At 67.0% G+C, this 16,606-nt stretch carries 15 protein-coding genes and 1 pseudogene; 7 read left to right on the top strand and 9 right to left on the bottom strand.

All coding sequences use genetic code 11. The features are described from left to right. Nucleotides 1–111: 111 nt before the first annotated feature. The 6 genes from NJ376_RS14060 to NJ376_RS14035 all read left to right on the top strand — a co-directional run bounded on the left by NJ376_RS14060 (nucleotide 112) and on the right by NJ376_RS14035 (nucleotide 6,043). On the top strand, nucleotides 112–1,401 hold the full coding sequence (locus NJ376_RS14060) for an ABC transporter substrate-binding protein (protein WP_252953907.1): 1,290 nt from the start codon (nucleotides 112–114) through the stop codon (nucleotides 1,399–1,401). Between the two features lie 10 nt (nucleotides 1,402–1,411). Continuing rightward, nucleotides 1,412–2,494 carry a pyrimidine utilization protein A gene (gene rutA / locus NJ376_RS14055; RefSeq protein ID WP_252953906.1) on the top strand — a complete coding sequence of 361 codons (1,083 nt, stop codon included), beginning with the start codon at nucleotides 1,412–1,414 and terminating at the stop codon, nucleotides 2,492–2,494. Continuing rightward, nucleotides 2,494–3,411: an ABC transporter permease gene (locus tag NJ376_RS14050; protein WP_252953905.1), complete on the top strand. Its 918-nt coding sequence runs from the start codon at nucleotides 2,494–2,496 to the stop codon at nucleotides 3,409–3,411. Before rutA ends, NJ376_RS14050 begins: the two co-directional genes overlap by 1 nt. After that, a complete protein-coding gene (locus tag NJ376_RS14045) occupies nucleotides 3,408–4,250 on the top strand; it encodes an ABC transporter permease (RefSeq protein ID WP_252953903.1) in 843 nt (280 codons plus the stop codon). The genes NJ376_RS14050 and NJ376_RS14045 overlap by 4 nt, the downstream gene beginning before the upstream one ends. A gap of 13 nt (nucleotides 4,251–4,263) precedes the next feature. Beyond that, nucleotides 4,264–5,277 carry an ABC transporter ATP-binding protein gene (locus NJ376_RS14040; protein ID WP_252953902.1) on the top strand — a complete coding sequence of 338 codons (1,014 nt, stop codon included), beginning with the start codon at nucleotides 4,264–4,266 and terminating at the stop codon, nucleotides 5,275–5,277. Between the two features lie 103 nt (nucleotides 5,278–5,380). After that, the gene (locus tag NJ376_RS14035; RefSeq protein ID WP_252953901.1) at nucleotides 5,381–6,043 is read left to right on the top strand and encodes an acetamidase/formamidase family protein; all 663 of its coding nucleotides are present in this window, start codon (nucleotides 5,381–5,383) and stop codon (nucleotides 6,041–6,043) included. 168 nt (nucleotides 6,044–6,211) lie between these two features. Here NJ376_RS14035 and NJ376_RS14030 read toward each other — a convergent pair whose 3' ends face one another. The 7 genes from NJ376_RS14030 to NJ376_RS14000 all read right to left on the bottom strand — a co-directional run bounded on the left by NJ376_RS14030 (nucleotide 6,212) and on the right by NJ376_RS14000 (nucleotide 14,152). Continuing rightward, a complete protein-coding gene (locus NJ376_RS14030; RefSeq protein ID WP_252953900.1) occupies nucleotides 6,212–7,111 on the bottom strand; it encodes an ATP-binding cassette domain-containing protein in 900 nt (299 codons plus the stop codon). Further along, nucleotides 7,108–8,106, bottom strand: coding sequence for an ABC transporter ATP-binding protein (locus tag NJ376_RS14025; RefSeq protein WP_252953899.1), 999 nt, complete (start codon nucleotides 8,104–8,106; stop codon nucleotides 7,108–7,110). The genes NJ376_RS14030 and NJ376_RS14025 overlap by 4 nt, the downstream gene beginning before the upstream one ends. Before the next feature lie 29 nt (nucleotides 8,107–8,135). Continuing rightward, the gene (locus tag NJ376_RS14020) at nucleotides 8,136–9,068 is read right to left on the bottom strand and encodes an ABC transporter permease (RefSeq protein ID WP_252953898.1); all 933 of its coding nucleotides are present in this window, start codon (nucleotides 9,066–9,068) and stop codon (nucleotides 8,136–8,138) included. After that, nucleotides 9,065–10,015 carry an ABC transporter permease gene (locus tag NJ376_RS14015; protein ID WP_252953897.1) on the bottom strand — a complete coding sequence of 317 codons (951 nt, stop codon included), beginning with the start codon at nucleotides 10,013–10,015 and terminating at the stop codon, nucleotides 9,065–9,067. The genes NJ376_RS14020 and NJ376_RS14015 overlap by 4 nt, the downstream gene beginning before the upstream one ends. Next, the gene (locus NJ376_RS14010; RefSeq protein WP_252953896.1) at nucleotides 10,015–11,568 is read right to left on the bottom strand and encodes an ABC transporter substrate-binding protein; all 1,554 of its coding nucleotides are present in this window, start codon (nucleotides 11,566–11,568) and stop codon (nucleotides 10,015–10,017) included. Before NJ376_RS14010 ends, NJ376_RS14015 begins: the two co-directional genes overlap by 1 nt. 53 nt (nucleotides 11,569–11,621) lie before the next feature. Continuing rightward, nucleotides 11,622–13,364, bottom strand: coding sequence for an N-acyl-D-amino-acid deacylase family protein (locus NJ376_RS14005; RefSeq protein ID WP_252953895.1), 1,743 nt, complete (start codon nucleotides 13,362–13,364; stop codon nucleotides 11,622–11,624). A gap of 509 nt (nucleotides 13,365–13,873) precedes the next feature. Further along, nucleotides 13,874–14,152, bottom strand: coding sequence for a hypothetical protein (locus NJ376_RS14000; RefSeq protein WP_252953894.1), 279 nt, complete (start codon nucleotides 14,150–14,152; stop codon nucleotides 13,874–13,876). Nucleotides 14,153–14,608: 456 nt separating this feature from the next. On the opposite strand from NJ376_RS14000, the gene NJ376_RS13995 reads away from it, so the two are divergent. Further along, nucleotides 14,609–15,577: a ligand-gated ion channel gene (locus NJ376_RS13995; protein WP_252953893.1), complete on the top strand. Its 969-nt coding sequence runs from the start codon at nucleotides 14,609–14,611 to the stop codon at nucleotides 15,575–15,577. Here the strand turns inward: NJ376_RS13995 and NJ376_RS13990 are convergent. Together NJ376_RS13990 and NJ376_RS13985 are read right to left on the bottom strand one after the other, a co-directional pair. Next, nucleotides 15,549–16,193 (bottom strand): annotated as a pseudogene (locus NJ376_RS13990) (terminase gpA endonuclease subunit); the annotation flags it as partial. The gene NJ376_RS13995 and the pseudogene NJ376_RS13990 overlap by 29 nt on opposite strands. Before the next feature lie 19 nt (nucleotides 16,194–16,212). Continuing rightward, the coding region (locus NJ376_RS13985) for an IS66 family transposase (RefSeq protein ID WP_252953891.1) at nucleotides 16,213–16,606 on the bottom strand (394 nt) is incomplete at its 5' end.

Below are 16,606 nucleotides of genomic sequence, written 5' to 3'. Positions count from 1 at the left end.
GAGAGAGAGAGGTTAGGCTCCTACCCAACGGCACCTGCTCGACCAGCTCCACGGCCGTCGCCGAGCTGCTGCCCAGCGCGGCGACGAGCGCCGCAACAGTCAGGAGGCACAATGTCGAAGCCGATCGATCCGCCCGCAGGTCATGGCCGACGCGGCGTCCTCAAGGCCGCACTCGGTGCCGCCGCCGGCTCCGGCACGCTCGGCGGCTTCCCCACCATCTGGGCGCAGAACATCCGCGACGTGGTGCTGCAGCATGCCGGCCCACCGGTCACCGCCATCGGCCTCATCGCCGACCAGGCGACCAAGGATCTCGGCTTCACCGTGCGCATGCAGGCCAGCGAGAACGCGGACCTGCTCAACCGCTTCCTGTCGCAGTCGAGCGCCATCGACGTCGCCGATGTCAGCATCACCTTCATGAAGTACCTGGTCGGCCGCAACGTGTTGCAGGGCATTCCGCGCAGCAAGATGCAGCACTGGGATGTCACCATCCCGCTGTTCACCAAGGGCCGCTACCCGGATGGCCGTGTGGCCTCCACCGAGGGCGTGGCGCCTTATGGCGTGCTGTACCTGACCGACGCGGAAGCCAAGGCCTTCGCCCCTGGCGAGACCGAATGGCTCACCGGTGTCCCCTCGGTGACCAACGCGGATACGCTGGGCATCCGCCCCGACCTCACCGGCCGGCCGATCACCAGCTGGGCCGACCTGCTTGACCCCGCCTTCAAGGGCCGCGCCGCGCTGCAGGACCAGCCGGCGGTTGGCACCATCGACGTGGCGATGGCGGTGGAGGCGCGCGGCGGCGTCAAATACGGCAACAAGGGCAATATGACCCGGGCCGAGATCGACCGGACCATGGCGATCATGATGGACATCAAGCGCAGCGGCCAGTTCCGCTCCTTCTGGACCACCTTCGACCAGTCGGTGAACCTGATGGCCTCGGGGGAGGTGGTGATCCAGTCGATGTGGTCGCCGGCGGTCTCGGCGGTACGCACCCGCGGCATCCCCTGCATCTTCCAGCCCTTGAAGGAGGGCTATCGCGGCTGGGGCTACACGCTCGGCATGATGAAGCACCTCACCGGGCTGAAGCGCGACTGCGCCATCGAATACGCCAACTGGTATGGCTCCGGCTTCCAGGGCGCGGTCATCGCCCGGCAGGGCTATTACTCGACGCAACCGGAGAACGTGAGGAAGTTCCTGACCTCGGCGGAATGGGACTACTGGTACGACGGCAAGCCCGCCGCGGAAGTGCTGCCCGACCCCTTCGGCAAGCCGTCCATCCGCCCCGGCGAGGTGCGCGATGGCGGCAGCTTCGAGCAGCGCATGGGCAACATCGCCGTGTGGAATTCGGTGATGGATGAGGATCGCTACCTCACCCGCAAATGGAACGAGTTCATCACCTCGTAGGAGGCATGCCATGCAGCTCGGCGTCTTCATCCCGATCGGCAACAATGGTTGGCTGATCTCCACCACCTCACCGCAATACAAGCCAAGCTTCGACCTGAACCGCACCATCGTCGAGAAGGCGGAGCGGTTCGGCTTCGACTTCGCGCTGTCCATGATCAAGCTGCGCGGCTTCGGCGGGCCCAGTGGCTTCTGGGACTACAACCTGGAAAGCTTCACCCTGATGGCCGGGCTGGCCGCGGTGACCGAGCGCATCCAGCTCTTCGCCACCTGCGCCGTGCTGACCATCCCACCGGCGGTCGCCGCGCGGATGGCGGTCACGGTGGACAGCATCAGCCATGGCCGCTTCGGGGTGAACCTCATCACCGGCTGGCAGCGGGCCGAATACACCCAGATGGGGCTGTGGCCCGGGTCCTCGCACTACGCGCGACGCTACGAGTACTGCACCGAATACGTGCAGGTGATGAAGGAGCTGTGGAGCACCGGCGTTTCCGACTTCAAGGGAGAGTTCTTCCAGATGGAGGATTGCCGCCTGCTGCCGATGCCGGAGAAGCCCATCCCCATCATCTGCGCGGCGCAGAGCGATGCCGGCACCCGCTACGCCGCGGAGCATGCCGACTATAATTTCTGCGCCGGCTACGGCTTCAACACGCCAAGCGCCGTCGCCCCCAGCGTCGCCCGGTTGGTGAAGGCCACCGAGCTGACGGGGCGCGAATGCGGCGCGCTGGTGCTGACCATGATCATCGCCGACGAGACCGACGCCGCCGCCGAGGCGAAGTGGCAGCACTACGTCGCCGGCACCGACCACGAGGCGATCGCCTGGCGCGACAGCCAGTCCAGCGATGACCCGAGCAAGGACCCCTTCGCCGGGCCGAACCGCCGCCGCTACCTGACCGAGAACAAGCTGCCGACCAACCAGGGCGTGCTCTGCGGCTCCTACGCCAAGGTGGCGCGGCTGCTGGATGAGATGGCGACGGTGCCCGGGGTGACGGGGGTGATGATGACCTTCGACGACTTCGTCATCGGCATGGAGCAGTTCGGCACCCGCGTGCTGCCGCTGATGCGCTGCCGCGAAGCCCTGCTGCAGGTCGCCTGATGTCGTCGACGGCCGAGGCGACAGCGAGGATCGCCCCGCGCAGCCGTGGCCGCCGCTGGCGGCCTTCGCCGCGCGCCACGTCCTGGCTGCAGGTCAGCCCGCTGGCGATCATCCTGGTGACCTTTTTCGCCCTGCCGACGGTGATCTTCCTCGTCGTCAGCTTCTACGACTACGACCGCGTGGGCATCTACCCGGACTTCCTGCTGGACAACTACAAGGAGTTGCTGACCACGCCGGCGACGCTCAGGGTCTATCTCAGCTCGTTGAAATTCGCCTTCATCGTCTGGGGCATCACGCTCTTCCTCGGCTTCAACATCGCCTACTTCCTGGTCTTCCACGTCCGCAGCCGGGCGGTGCGGACCATGCTGTTCCTGGCCTGCGCCATCCCGTTCTGGACCTCAGGCATCATCCGCACCATCGCCTGGATCCCCTTCCTCGGCCGCAACGGCGTCTTCAACCAGATGCTGCAAGGGGTGAAGCTGATCGACCAGCCGCTGGAATTCCTGCTGTTCTCGCCCTTTGCGGTTTGCGTCACCTATATCCACCTGTTCACCCTGCTGATGATCGGTCCCATCGCCAATTCGCTAGCGAAGATCGACCCCGCATTGCTGGAGGCAGCGCGCGATGCCGGGGCCAGCCGCTGGCGCACCATGGTGGATGTGGTGATCCCGCTGTCGAAGACCGGCATCGCGCTCGGCTCCATCCTGGTCTTCACCCAGGTGATGGGCGACTTCTTCGTGGTGAAGGCGATGAGCGGCGGACAGAGCGCCTCCATTGTCTCCCAGCTCGCCACCGAGATCCAGGCGATGCAGTACCCACCCGCGGCCGCCAGCGCGATGATCCTGGTGCTGTTCGTTGCCGTGATGGTCGGCGGCATGATGCGCGTGGTGGATGTGCGCAAGGAGCTGGTGCGGTGACGGCGCGCGACCCGCGGGAGAAGCGGCCCTGGACCTTCTATGCCCTGGCCACGCTGATGGCGGTGTTCCTGCTGTTCCTCTATGGCCCGATGGCGGTGATCTACCTGCTCTCCTTCCAGGGGCCGGATGGCGGCGTCACCTTCCCCATGGTCGGCACCAGCACCTATTGGTTCGCCGAGATTCTGAAACCCGGGCAGATGGCCAATATCCCGGTGGCCTTCGGCCGTTCCATGGCGCTGGCCACCATCGTCAGTATCATCACCGTGGTGGTCACGGTCTCCGCCGGGCTCGGCTTCCGCCGCCGCTTCCCGGGCTCCGCCGCGCTGTTCTACCTGGCCGTCGCCAGTCTGGTGATGCCCAGCCTGCTGGTCGGCTTCGGCATCGGGTTGGGGTTCAAGCTGTTCGACTGGCAGGCCGATCTCTTCACCTCCGCGCTGGCGGCGCAGCTGACCTGGACGCTGCCATTCGGCCTGTTCGCCATGTTCGCCGTGTTCAACCGCTTCAACCGCACCTACGAGGAAGCGGCGACCGATCTCGGCGCCAGCGCTTGGCAGCGACTGCGCTGGGTGACGCTGCCGATCCTGATGCCCGGCATCCTTGGCGTCGCTATGGGCTCCTTCACCCTCAGCTACGACGAATACGCCCGCACCACGCTGGTGGCCGGCAACCGCAATACCCTGCCGCTCGAGATCTATGCGCTGATCTCGAGCGCCACCTCGCCGGCGCTGTTTGCCATCGGCACGATTACCACCGCGGTGTCCTTCCTGGTCATTTGCACCACCCTGGCCGTGATCCTGCGGATGCAGCGCCGCCGCGCCACCCGCTCCCGGCTGGCCTGAGGAGCCCCTCCGCATGGACATCACCCCCCAGCGCCTGCCGCGCCGCTTCGATGTGGAGCTGGTGAAGGTCACCAAGCGCTACGGCGCGACCACCGCCGTGGATGGCATCTCGCTGCGCATCCCGCCGGCCAGTTATTGCTGTCTGCTCGGCCCCAGCGGCTGCGGCAAGACCAGCACCCTCAGGATGATCGCCGGGCATGAAGTGATCTCGGAAGGCGACGTGCTGATCCACGACGTCAACGTCACCGACCTGCCGCCGGCCGAGCGCGGCACCGCGATGATGTTCCAGTCCTACGCGCTGTTCCCGCATCTCGATTGCCTGGACAACGTCGCCTTCAGCCTGAAGGCGCGCGGCATGCCGAAGGCGCAGCGCCATGCCAAGGCGCGCGAGTACCTCGCTCTGGTGCAGATGGAGGGCTTCGCCAACCGGCTGCCGGCGCAGCTTTCCGGCGGCCAGCAGCAGCGCGTGGCACTGGCGCGGTCCCTGGTGACGGAACCGCGGGTGCTGCTGCTGGACGAGCCGCTCTCGGCCCTTGACCCCTTCCTCCGCACGCGGGTGCGGGAGGAGCTGAAGCGGCTGCAGCGCGAGCTCAGCATCACCTTCATCCATGTCACTCACAGCCAGGACGAGGCGATGGCGCTGGCCGACCTGATGGTGGTGATGGAGGACGGTCACATCCGCCAGGCCGGCCCGCCGCGCGAGGTCTTCGAGCGCCCGGTCAGCGCCTTCGTCGCGCGCTTCATCGGCGGCCACAACGTGCTGCAGGGGCCGGGCGGGATGATCGCTGTGCGCGCCGACCGCTGCCGGCTCGGCGATTCGACGGCGGGGCCGCACCTGCCGGCGCGCGTCGCCGCGGTGGAATACCAGGGGCCCAGCGTGCGGATCGCACTGTCGGTCGAGGACGGCCGCGATGCCTCTGTGCTGGTGCCGGACGATGTGTTCTACGCCGGCCCGGTGCAGCCCGGCGACACGGCGACGCTGGTTTGGTCGGAGCAGGATGCGCATGCTCTGGTCGACGCCGGGTAGCAATCGCCGCCATCAGCTCGAGGAGCGCATGCCGAAGCACCACGCGATTCCCGCCAACCCCGAGAGCATGATCTAGGGCACGCTCGACGCGGCGATCCGGCCGGTGATCGAGATCGACTCCGGCGACACCGTCGCCATGGCCTGCGTGCCGGCCGGCGGCACCCCCAGCCTGCCCGCCGACCGGTCGCAGGTACCGGAGCTCTACCGCCAAGCGATCGAGACGCTGAAGCAAGGGCCTGGGGCGCATTTCGTCACCGGGCCGGTCTTTGTCCGCGGCGCCTCGCGGGGCGACACGCTGCAGGTGGATATCCTGGAAGCGACCCGGAACATGGACGGGGGCTTCACCACCATCCTGCCGCTGCTCGGTACTTTGCCGGAGGAGTTCACCGATTACGAGACCATCCATCCTCGGATCGACCGCGAGCGCGGAGCCTGCGTGCTGCCCTTGGGGGCGGAGCTGCCGCTGGCCCCCCTCTTCGGCGTAATCGACATCGCGCCGCCGCCGGAATGGGGCGCCTGCAGCACCAACATCCCGCGCGCCTTCGGCGGCAACATGGAAAATATGGAGCTGAAGCCCGGCACCACGCTCTACCTGCCGGTCTCCACCGAGGGTGCGTTTGTTCTACGCCGGCGACGGCCATGGCGTGCAGGGCGATGGCGAGGTCTGCATCAGCGCGCTGGAGACCGGCCTCGACGGCCGCTTCCGGCTGACGGTACGCAAGGACCTACAGCTAAAATGCCCCCGCCGAGACCGCAACGCACCTGATCTCCATCGATCCTGGCCGGGCCGCAGGCGGCGACGGCCCTGGCGGCGCTAACGTGGAGCCGAGGCTAGATCCGGATTCGTTCACATTCGTTCACGCATCCGGATTTGGCCTTTTGTTTTGCCGCGTGATTCACGCTTCTCGGTGGTCACATCTCAAGCGATCACGCTTTAAGCTTCGGCCGGCGCAACTTCACGCGTGGACCGCCGGCCGGCGAGGCCGCGCGGCACGGCGGCGATCAGGGTGCGGGTATAGGGGTGCTCCGGCGCGAACAGCACGCGGGCAGGCGGGCCCTCCTCGACGATCTGCCCGGCCTGCATCACCGCGATCCGTTGGCAGATACGGGCGACCACCGCCAGATCGTGGCTCACCAGCACGATGGTCAGGCCGAGCCGTGCATTCAGCTCGCGCAGCAGGTTGACGATCTGGCCCTGCAGCGAGACGTCGAGCGAGGAGACCGGCTCATCCGCCACCAGCAGCGCCGGGTCCATCGCCAGGGCCCGGGCGATGCCGACGCGCTGGCGCTGGCCGCCGGAGAGCTCATGTGGCAGGCGGTCCAGCATCACCGCATCCAGCCCGACCTGGTCCATCAGCGCCAGCAGCTTCGCCGGGATGGCGGCGCGCGGTTGGCCGCTGGCGGCCAGCGCCTCGGCCAGGGCACGGCGGATGCGCTTGCGCGGATTGAGTGACGAATGGGTGTCCTGGAACACCATCTGCACGCCGCGGCGATACGCCTGCCGCGCCTCGCCCCGCAGCGCGGCGATATCGGCGCCGCGGTAGAGCACCTGGCCAGAGCTTGGCGCCAGCAGGCCGACGGCGATCTGCGAGAGGGTGGATTTGCCGCAGCCGCTCTCGCCGACCAGGCCGAACACCTCCCCCGGCTGGATGGCGAGCGAGACGTCATCGACCGCGGCGACCCGCTCGGCCCGGCCAGTGAGCCGCGCGAGCAGGCCCTGGCGCAGGGCATACTCCTTGCGGATGTCCCGGAGTTCGAGCAGCGGCGCTGCGCCTTGGTGCGGCCGATCCAGGCCTCCATGCCTTTCGCCACTCCGGTCATCGAGCGGGCTCATCGCAGCGCCTCCCAGCAGCGCGCCATGTGGTCGCCCCGGCGCCAGATATCGGGCGCCTCCGCCGTGCAGCGGGCAAAGGCGGCATCGCAGCGCGGCGCGAAGGGGCAGCCGCCGGGAATGGCGCCGAGCCGCGGCGGCAGGCCGGGGATGGTAGGCATCGGGCCGGTCTCGTCATTGAGGCGCGGAATGCAGCGTAGCAGCTGCCGCGTGTAGGGGTGGCGGGGGGCTTCGAACAGCGCCTCCACCACGGCGCCTTCCACCACCCGGCCGGCATACATGACGGCGACGCGGTCGCAGACCTCGGCGACCAGCTCCAGGTTGTGGCTGATGAACAGCACGGCGATGCCGAGCTCACGCCGGATGCGGTCGAGCATCGCCATCACCTGGGCCTGCACGGTGACATCGAGGGCGGTGGTCGGCTCGTCGGCGATCAGCAGTCGCGGGTCGTTGGCGACGGCCAGCGCGGTCATCACCCGCTGCCGCATGCCGCCCGAAAGCTCGTGCGGGAAGGCGCGCAGGCGTTCGCGCGGCCGGGCGATGCCGACCAGGTCCAGCAGCGCCTCCGCCCGTGCCAGCGCGGCAGCGCGGCCGAGACCCTGATGGGTGCGGATGCTGTCGGCGATCTGGTGGCCGACCGGCAGGGCAGGGTTCAGCGCGGTCAGCGGATCCTGGAAGATCATCCCCATGGCGCTGCCGCGCAGCCGATTCATGCCACGCTCGTCGAGCGCCAGCAGGTCGGTACCGGCGAAGCGCATGCGGCCGCTTGAGATGCGGGCACCACGCGGCAGCAGGCGCATGATGGCAAGCGCCGTGAGGCTCTTGCCCGAGCCGCTCTCGCCGACCACGCCCACCACCTCCCCGGCATGGATGCGGAGATCGACGCCACGCACCGCCTCAAACCAGCGGTCGCGTGCACCGAAGGCGATGTGCAGCCCCTCGATCTCGAGGAGCGGCTTGCCCGGTGCGCCGCGTCCTACAACAGGGATTGGCGCCATATCGGACACGCCCAGATCGTCTCGCGGGCTCATCCCGCCACCGTCGGCAGGGCGTGGCGCGGGTCGAGCCGGTCGCGCAGCCCGTCGCCCAGCAGATTGAAGCCGATGACCGTCACCGAGATTGCGGCGCCGGGGAAGACGGAGAGCCACCATTCGCCGGAAAGCAGGTAGTTTCGCGCATCCGCCAGCATGTTGCCCCAGGAGGGTGTCGGCGGCTGCACGCCGAGGCCGACGAAACTCACCGAGGCCTCGATGATGATGCCGAGCGCCAGCATCAGTGTGGCCTGCACAATGACCGGGGACAGGCAGTTGGGCAGCACGTCGGAGAGCATAATGCGCCAGCCCGGCACCCCCTGCAACCGTCGCGCCGCGACGTAATTGGCCTGGGACTCGCTGGCCGCGGAGGTGTAGGTGATGCGCGCCAGGGTCGGCACGTAAAGCAAACCGAGCATGAGCATCAGCTTTACCTCGTTCCCGAAGGTGAAGGGACCGATCTCGATCTCGCGGATACCGAAGATGCCGACCAGGGCGATGGCCCAGATCAGCACCGGGATGGCGGCGACCGCGTCAAGCAGCCGCATGATCGCCTGCTCCGCCCAGCCGCCGCGAAAGAAGCCGGCGGATAAGCCTAGGGTGACACCGAGGGCCAGGCCGATCAGCACCGCGACGCCGGCGACCGCGAGCGAGGCGCGGCTGGCCCAGATGACGCGGCTCAGCACGTCCCGCCCGGACTGATCGGTGCCGAAGGGGAAGTCGCCGCCCGGCTCCAGCAGCTGGTCGGGCAGGCTGACGCGGAGCGGATCATGAGGCGCGATCCAGGTGGCGAATACCGCCAGGACCAGCAGCGCCAGCACGATGGCGGCGCCGAGGCAACCGGCCGGGCCGCCGCAGGCGGCGACGATCCTGCGCAGCCGATCCATGCCGCGGCGCCAGGCACCGTCATGGGTGAGAGTGACGCTCATGCGGCGCGCGCGGCTAGGCGCGGGTTGAGCCAAGCGTTCAGCAGATCCGCGATCAGGTTCGCCACGACGAAGATAATGGTGAACATCATCACCACCGCCTGCACCAGCGCGTAGTCGCGCTGCTGGATGGCGGTCAGCAAGGCCCGGGACATGCCGCCGATATTGAAAACCCGCTCGATAATCAGTGCCAAGCCGAACATGTGGCCGAAGGAGACGCCGGCGATGGTAACGACCGGCACCAGCGCGTTGCGCAGTCCGTAGAGCAGCACGCGCGGGCGGGACAGACCGGCGGCGCGTGCCGTGCGCATGTAGTCCTGGCCCAGAACCTCCAGCAGCGAGGAGCGGGTCATGCGCGTCAGCACCGCCATATAGAAGACACTGAGGCAAAGGCATGGCAAGGCGATTGAGCGGAGATGTTCGGCGAGCCCCTCGCCGAGTGGGACGAAGCCACCAGGTGGGAACCAGTCTCTCTCCACCGTCAGGGCGAGCACCAGCACCAGCGCCGGCCAGAAGCCGGGGATGGAGACACCGAGCACCGCGAGCAGCCGCGCCGCGTAGTCCACTGGACTGTCGCGCCAGAGCGCCGAGAGCGTGCCCAGCACCAGAGAGATGGTCAGCGCCACCACGAAGCCGATGCAGACCAGCTCCAGCGTGACTGGCAGCGTCTCGGTCACCTGGGCGTTCATGTCGAGCCGCGTGGTGAAGGAGCGGCCGAGATCGCCGTGCAGCACCAGCCGCTCCAGCCAGGCGAGGTACTGCACCAGCACTGGCCGGTCGAGGCCGTGATCGGCCTCGAATTGCGCGATCTGCTCCTCGGTCGCCTCGTCGCCGAGAACGATCCGCGCCGGGCTGTCCGGGATGGAGCGAGTGAGGGCAAAGAGAATCAGGCTGACGACGAGGAGGGAGAAGAGCGAGAAGCCTGCGCGGCGGAGAATGAGGACCAGCATCAGCCGAGGCTCACATCGCGCACCATGACGGTCTGTCCGGTGCTGACTTTGAAGTTCTTAACCCGATCACGCCACAGATTGGCGGCGCTGAAGAAGCCGAGCCAGATGAATGGCGACTTCTCCGCCAACAGCATCTGCATCTCGTGCAGATGCGGCTTCATCGGCTCCTGCTCATTCTCCCGGAAAGCCAGCTTCATCAACTCGTCCAGCCTTGCATCGGTGAAGGAGGAGGATTTGGACATGAACTGCCCGGCGGTCAGATAGACCATGATCATGTAGGTAGGATCGCCGGGGGACATGAAGTTCGCCACCAGCGCATCCAGCTCGCCGCGACTCAGCATCGGCGACAGCACGGATTGTTCGGCGAGGCGGATCTTCACCTCGACGCCGATCTTGGCCAGCTCCGATTGCAGGAAGATCGCCGCATCGCGGCTGTCCAGCAGGTAGGGAACGGAGGCGCAGGCGAGCTCAAAGCTCGCCCCGTTCGGGTATTTCGACTTCTTCAGGTAGTCTCGTGCCTTGTCGAGGTTGTAGTCCAGCACCGCATCCGCCGCCGGGTTGAACCACCAGGAGGAGCGGGGAGCGGGGACCGCGGTGGTCTCCACCATGCCGTGGTAGATCCGCTCATTGATGGTCTTGCGGTCGATGGCGTGGGCGATGGCGCGGCGGAAATTCACGTCGTCGAAGGGCGGCCGCGCATTATTGAGGGCGATGAAGCTCCAGCCGCCGAGCGTCGCCCTGGCATTGCCCTGAATGCCGCGTCGCGTCTTGAGGCGGGCGTAATCGCGCGGCGGCGGGACGCTGATGATATCGGCCTGACTGCTCAACAGATAGGCGACACGAGAGGTATCCTCCGGCACCTGCTTGATGATGAGGCGCTCCCATGCCGGCTTGCCCGGCTGCCAGTAGTTCGGGTTGCGGCGGAAGCTGATATAATCGTTCGGTTTCCACTCCTCGAAGAGGCCGGGGCCGGTGCCGACACCGGTCGGGTGGCGGCGGAAATGGTCGGGGCCGTACTGCTCGCGCGAACCCTTGGGCCAGATGCCCATGAATTTTGTCAGCATGGTCAGCCAGGGGGAGAATGGCTCCTTCAGGATCACCCGCAGCTTCGTCGGGCTGTCCACTTCGACATGGGAGAGGCGGTTGAAGGTGGGGCCGCGCGCCGCCTTGTTGGCGGGGTCCAGCATCCATTCGAAGCTGTACTTAACATCCTCCGAGGTGAGCGGCTGGCCATTGTGGAACTTGATGCCCTCGTGCAGCTCGAAGGCGTAGGTCAGCCCGTCCTCGGAGACGGTGGGCAGCGCCTTGGCAAGCTGCGGCCGCAGTACGCCGTCGATGTCGTACTCGACCAGGTTCTCGAAGATGTTCTGGGTGACGATCATCCAGTCATGGTCGGGCGGGTTGACCGGGTCGCAGGAGGTCGGAGTGGTCGGCAGCGCGACGGTCAAGGTGCCGCCGGCCTGGGCGCGGCTTTCGCGGATCAGCGCGGCGGATAGCGGCAGGCTGGCGCCAGCGCGCAGCAGGCCGCGCCGCGTGGCGTCGGTGAAGGCCATGGTCGTAGTCTCCGGCAGGTAGGAACGGGCGGACACACGGCCCGCCCAAGGTGTCACTCCGCGGCGATACGCACCACTTCAGGAGCCTTTTGCACACCGCGTACCAGCCGCCCCGGCAGGGTGCCGGTCGGCCTGCCATTCTCCTGCACCACCACGCCGGAGAGGATGGTGGCGGCGTAGCCCTCGATCTTCTGGATCAGCCGCTTGCCGCCGGCCGGCAGGTCATAGGCGACTTCCAGCGGGCCGATCGCCAGCCTGTCGTAGTCGATGACGTTGAGGTCCGCCTTGTAGCCCGGAGCCAGCAGGCCGCGATCCTCGAGCCCGATCGCAACCGCCGCATCCCGCGTCAGTCGCTGCACCATCCAGGGCAGCGGGACCTTTTCGCCGCGCGTCCGGTCCCGCGTCCAGTGCATGATGGAATGCGTCACCGTGGAGCTGTCGCAGATGAAGCTGTAGTGCGCGCCGCCATCGCCGAGGCCCATTACCGTGTTCGGGTGCCGCATCATCTCCAGGCAGACATCGAGGTTGCCCTCGACGTAGTTCGTCACCGGACGGTAGAGCGTGGTCTTTCCGTCGCCGGCGACCATCAGGTCATAGACGAACGCCTCGACCGGAATGCCGGCGCGGGCGGCGCGGCCGGCCAGGCTGTCCTCCGGATGGGGTTCGTAATTCGCCGGGCTGCCGAGCTCGAACATCCGGTCGTAGCTGTTGAGCCGGCGCCGCAACATCGGGTCCTCGGTGACCTCGGACAGCAGCTTCGCCCGCATCTCCGGCGTTTTGAGAAGCGCCAGCCGCTCGGCGAAGGGCAGGTGGGCGATCCCCTTGTAGCTCGGCCGCTCGCAGAAGGGGTTGATAGACAGCTCGAAGCCGAGGTTGATGGCGATCGGCCGGCCCATGACCTGGGCGATCATCCGCACGCCGTCGCTGTTCGCCTCGTCGAGCAGATCCAGCAGCCGCTTGTAGCGCTTCGGGTCGTTCTCCCGCTGCGCGAAGGTCAGGCTGATGGCGCGGCCCTTGCTGCGGGCAGCGACGCGGCGCAGCAGGGCGAACTCCTCCTCCGGCTCATCGAAATCGGAGATCACCTGCAGCCAACCGGCGCCATGCTGGCCGACCGCCTCGGCGATGACCGCCAGCTCCTCCTCGGCCGAGCCGAGCGTCGGCGTCGGCTCGCCGGCCAGCGTCTTATGGGCGATGGCGCGGGAGGTGGAGAAGCCGACCGCGCCGGCCTGCATCCCTTCCACGGTCAGCCGCGCCATCTCGGCGCGCTCCTCGGGCGTGGAGGGTTCGCGCCGGAAGCCGCGCTCGCCCATCACATAGACGCGGATCGCGGCGTGCGGCACCTGGGCCACGATGTCGAGGTCGAATTGCCGCGCATCCAGCCGGTCCAGGAATTGCGGGAAGGTCTCCCAATTCCAGTCGAGGCCTTCGGTCATCACCACTTCGGGGATGTCCTCGACGCCTTCCATCAGCGCCACCAGCATCTCCCGGTCCTCGGGCTTGCAGGGCGCGAAGCCGACGCCGCAATTGCCGATCATCGCGGTGGTGACGCCGTTCCAGGAGGAGGGGTCGAGCCGGTTCGACCACATGGCCTGGGCGTCGTAATGGGTGTGGATATCGATGAAGCCCGGGGTCACCAGCAGGCCGGTGGCATCGATCTCGCGGTCGCCGCGCCAGGCGACCCGCCCGACCTCGGTGATGATCCCACCGCGGATGCCGACATCGCCGGTGAAGGGCGCGCGCCCCGTGCCGTCGACGATCGTGCCGTTGCGAATGACCAGGGTGGATGGGTCCGCCATGACGCCCTCCTGCTCCTCGGTGGCCGTCCGGCTGCCATCCGCGGCAGCGCCGGTCACGCGAGCGCACAAGACCGAAACCAGCGGCCATGCGGTGTTCCGCATTGGTCCTGGTTACGGGAGTTGCCGGCCGGTGTGGGTTCCTTTGCGATAGGCTAGGCGCAAAATACCAGCGCCGTAAACCCGGATTCCAGCGGTCCGGACGCTTGCGACGGATCGCGCCGATGCCATGACGTGGCCCGCCGCAGGCGAGGGAACTCGCCCTGTGGGGCTGCTGTTGGAGAAGTGACGCAGCGCCTGGCAGGAACGACCGACGGACGGCGCGTGCCTCTCCACTCGAACTATCAACGGACATTTTCCCGCAGGATGGCGGCCAGGTTGGACGCTGTCTCTCAGGTCCCGTGGGTGCTGCGGTGTGTCGCGGATCGCCGCCGCACAGGACGTGGCCGGGAGCGACCTTGCCTGTGACAGGGCAAGCTGCCTGTATTCTGGCTTGCGCTACTTCGACAGCATCAGTGATGCGGCAGCCAGATTTCAAAGCTCCGGCTTCCCGCATCTGGCGCTAAGGCTGCAACGCGCCAGGCGTTTCCCCGGCAACCCTTAAACTGCGAAGCAAGCTTATTGCCTTCTGCCGCATCCTCCGCCCGTAAGTAGCGCAGTTCCCGTGTGGAGGGTACCTGCGCCGTGGCCCGGATTCTAATCGGCTTGCCGCCTGCTTTGCGCATCTCACTGGCGATCCGCACCGCCGCTCGCTGGCCGGCCGCCGAGCCGAGGCGGTGATAGATCAGCACCTCTGGCTTCCCCGACACCGGGACGTCGGGCAGGGCCGCAGTACTGCGTTGTAGCGCGTCCTGGTCGTCCTCCCGCGGGATATGCGGCCCGGCCGTGGCAATGACGCCGCTGGCTGCCGTTGCCAGCTGGGCGGCCGGCGCATCTGCTGCCGAACTGCGCAAAGCGTCACCAAGCATCGGTTGTGGCGCACTGATCGGAGTCCTTCCGCGCGCATCGGATGACATCCTCGGCGAAGCCGGGACAGAGATTGCGTGCAGCAAGGCGAAGGCCAAGCCGCCACTGCCGTCTTTCAATCCATTATCGACGAGCGGCGCATCCCGTAGAGCGTCGGCGCCAGTCGGTCCATCTCGCGCGTTTCGTCGGTCCGTGGGAGCTTGTACGCCATTAGCTGAAGAAGGACTCACCTGGTGCACCCTCTCCCTCCCGGGCGCCTCGCGGCGGCCGTCCCTGCCCTGATGCTACTGCTCCTCGTCGGGCAAGCCCGAGGCCAGAACCTGCCCCAAGACAGTCTGGTGGGAGAGCCGCCTGTACGACACAAGGTTGGCCTCTACGTTACCGACCTACATAGCTTCGACCTCCTCCGCGGCACCTTCGGCGCCAGCTTCTGGGTCTGGAGCGTTGGGTCGTCGTCGGCATACGTCCTGCGAACCATGGAGTTTGCCAATGCAGATCAGGCCGCGGTCAGGTTGGACAGCACTATCCCGCGGGGAGACGTGACCTGGAGCCAACGCAAGATCACCGGCACCTTCCGTGAGCATTGGAACGTGCAGAATTTCCCTTTCGATCGTAACGCATTGGAGATCCATCTCGAAGAAGGCATCGACGAGGAAAGCAGGTTTGCCTACGACGCCGATGTCGCAAACTCGGGATACAACCCACATGGCGTAATTGAGGGCTGGCGCGTTCGGCGCATGCGCGTCGATGTCGGCGCCGCGCGATACGCCACCAGCTTCGGTGACCCTGCGGCGAACGGCCCGGAGAGTCGGTTCAGCCAGCTGCGAGCAGTGCTGGATCTGGAGCGTTCAAACTACACGGGGTTCCTGAAGCTGACAGCGGCGCTCTACGCGGGCTTTCTCATGTGTGCCATCGGCTGCCTGGTCCCCATCACCGCCACGACCTTCGCGCCCCGTATCACGTTGCTCGTCGCCTCGCTGTTTGCTCTGGTGGTCAACATGCGCACCGCCAGCATCGCGCTTGGGAGCGAACATGGTGCAACGCTGATTGATAAACTCCACATCGTGGGGCTTGCGTACGTGGTGGCGATCACCGCGGTGACCGTGCTGGTCCGGATCCGTACGGAGCATGGTGGTTCAGGTGACGTTGGTCCGCTGCTCCGCCTGGATCACCGGTACTGCCTGGCGGCCGCGTGCCTTTTCATTGTTCTGCACGCAGTCCTCATCCTCCACGCTGCGTTCGAGGGATAGCGACCTCGCCTGCGAACTGCACTCCCGGTATTCCATCAGGCGGCGGACTGCCGCAGCACCTTCGGTCCATCATCGATGAACGGCGCATCCGCGCCGGGCGCACTACCTGTCGGCGCATCAAGGACTGCGGGAAGGCGGGTGCGGCAGTGGCCTGGTCGCTGGGGACAATGATCTGGCTGGCCATGATGCCCCAGAACCGCTCGCCGTAGCGGTCGGCGCCGAGCACGGCGAGCGCCGCGCGGGCGTAGACCGCACATTCCAACGCCTCATTGTCACGCAGTTTGCGCCACTCATTCCGCGCGGAGCCATTGCGTGTGGTATGGGTCACCAGCTGCTCGGCGGCCAGCTGCTTCACCAGGCTGGCGTCCAGCCAGTCGGGAAGATGCACCCAGCCCGGCGGGTAGCCGGCGCCTTCGCCGCGGCTCTTCCAGAGCCGGCGGTAGAGGTCCAGCTTGTAGGTGCTGACCGCCACGGTCCAGAGCGCGATGCCTTGCCTGATCTTCACGCCGCGCTCGTTCACGTCGACATAGGTCGGGCCAGTGACCGGGCTCGAGCGGTTCCAGCCCTCGATGCCCTTCAGCGGCACCAGACGCGGATCGCGCAGCTGGGCGTAGACCCCGGCCGTATGGTAAGCGTCAGCCGGTCACCACGGGCGGCGTCTCGGGCTTGGAGTTCCAGGGCGGGAGTTCGTGGAGGCGGCCGATGGTGTGGCCGCGAGCAAGGCGGTCGATTACGGCGGCGATGTAGGGTTCCGGGTCGAGGCCGTTGAGCGTGGCAGTCTCAGCGACGGTGTAGATGCTGGCCGCGCGTTTGCCCTCGGCATCGGAACCGAGGAACGGAAAATTCTTCGTTGTTAGGGCGATCCCTCGCAGCTGCCGCTCGGCGAGGTTGTTGTCGATCGAGAGCCTGCCGTCCTCGAGATAGCGCGCGAGAGCCTCCCACCGATTGAGCGCATACTGCATCGCCTTGCCCAGGGTCGACTTGCCCGACAAGCGGCGTCGCTGGGTCAGCAGCCAGTCGTGCAGGCGG

Source organism: Siccirubricoccus soli, from assembly GCF_024178315.1.
GTDB classification, from domain to species: Bacteria; Pseudomonadota; Alphaproteobacteria; order Acetobacterales; family Acetobacteraceae; genus Siccirubricoccus; species Siccirubricoccus soli.
The sequence above is the reverse complement of the archived record's forward strand: the minus strand, read 5'-3'. Positions and strand labels throughout refer to the sequence as shown.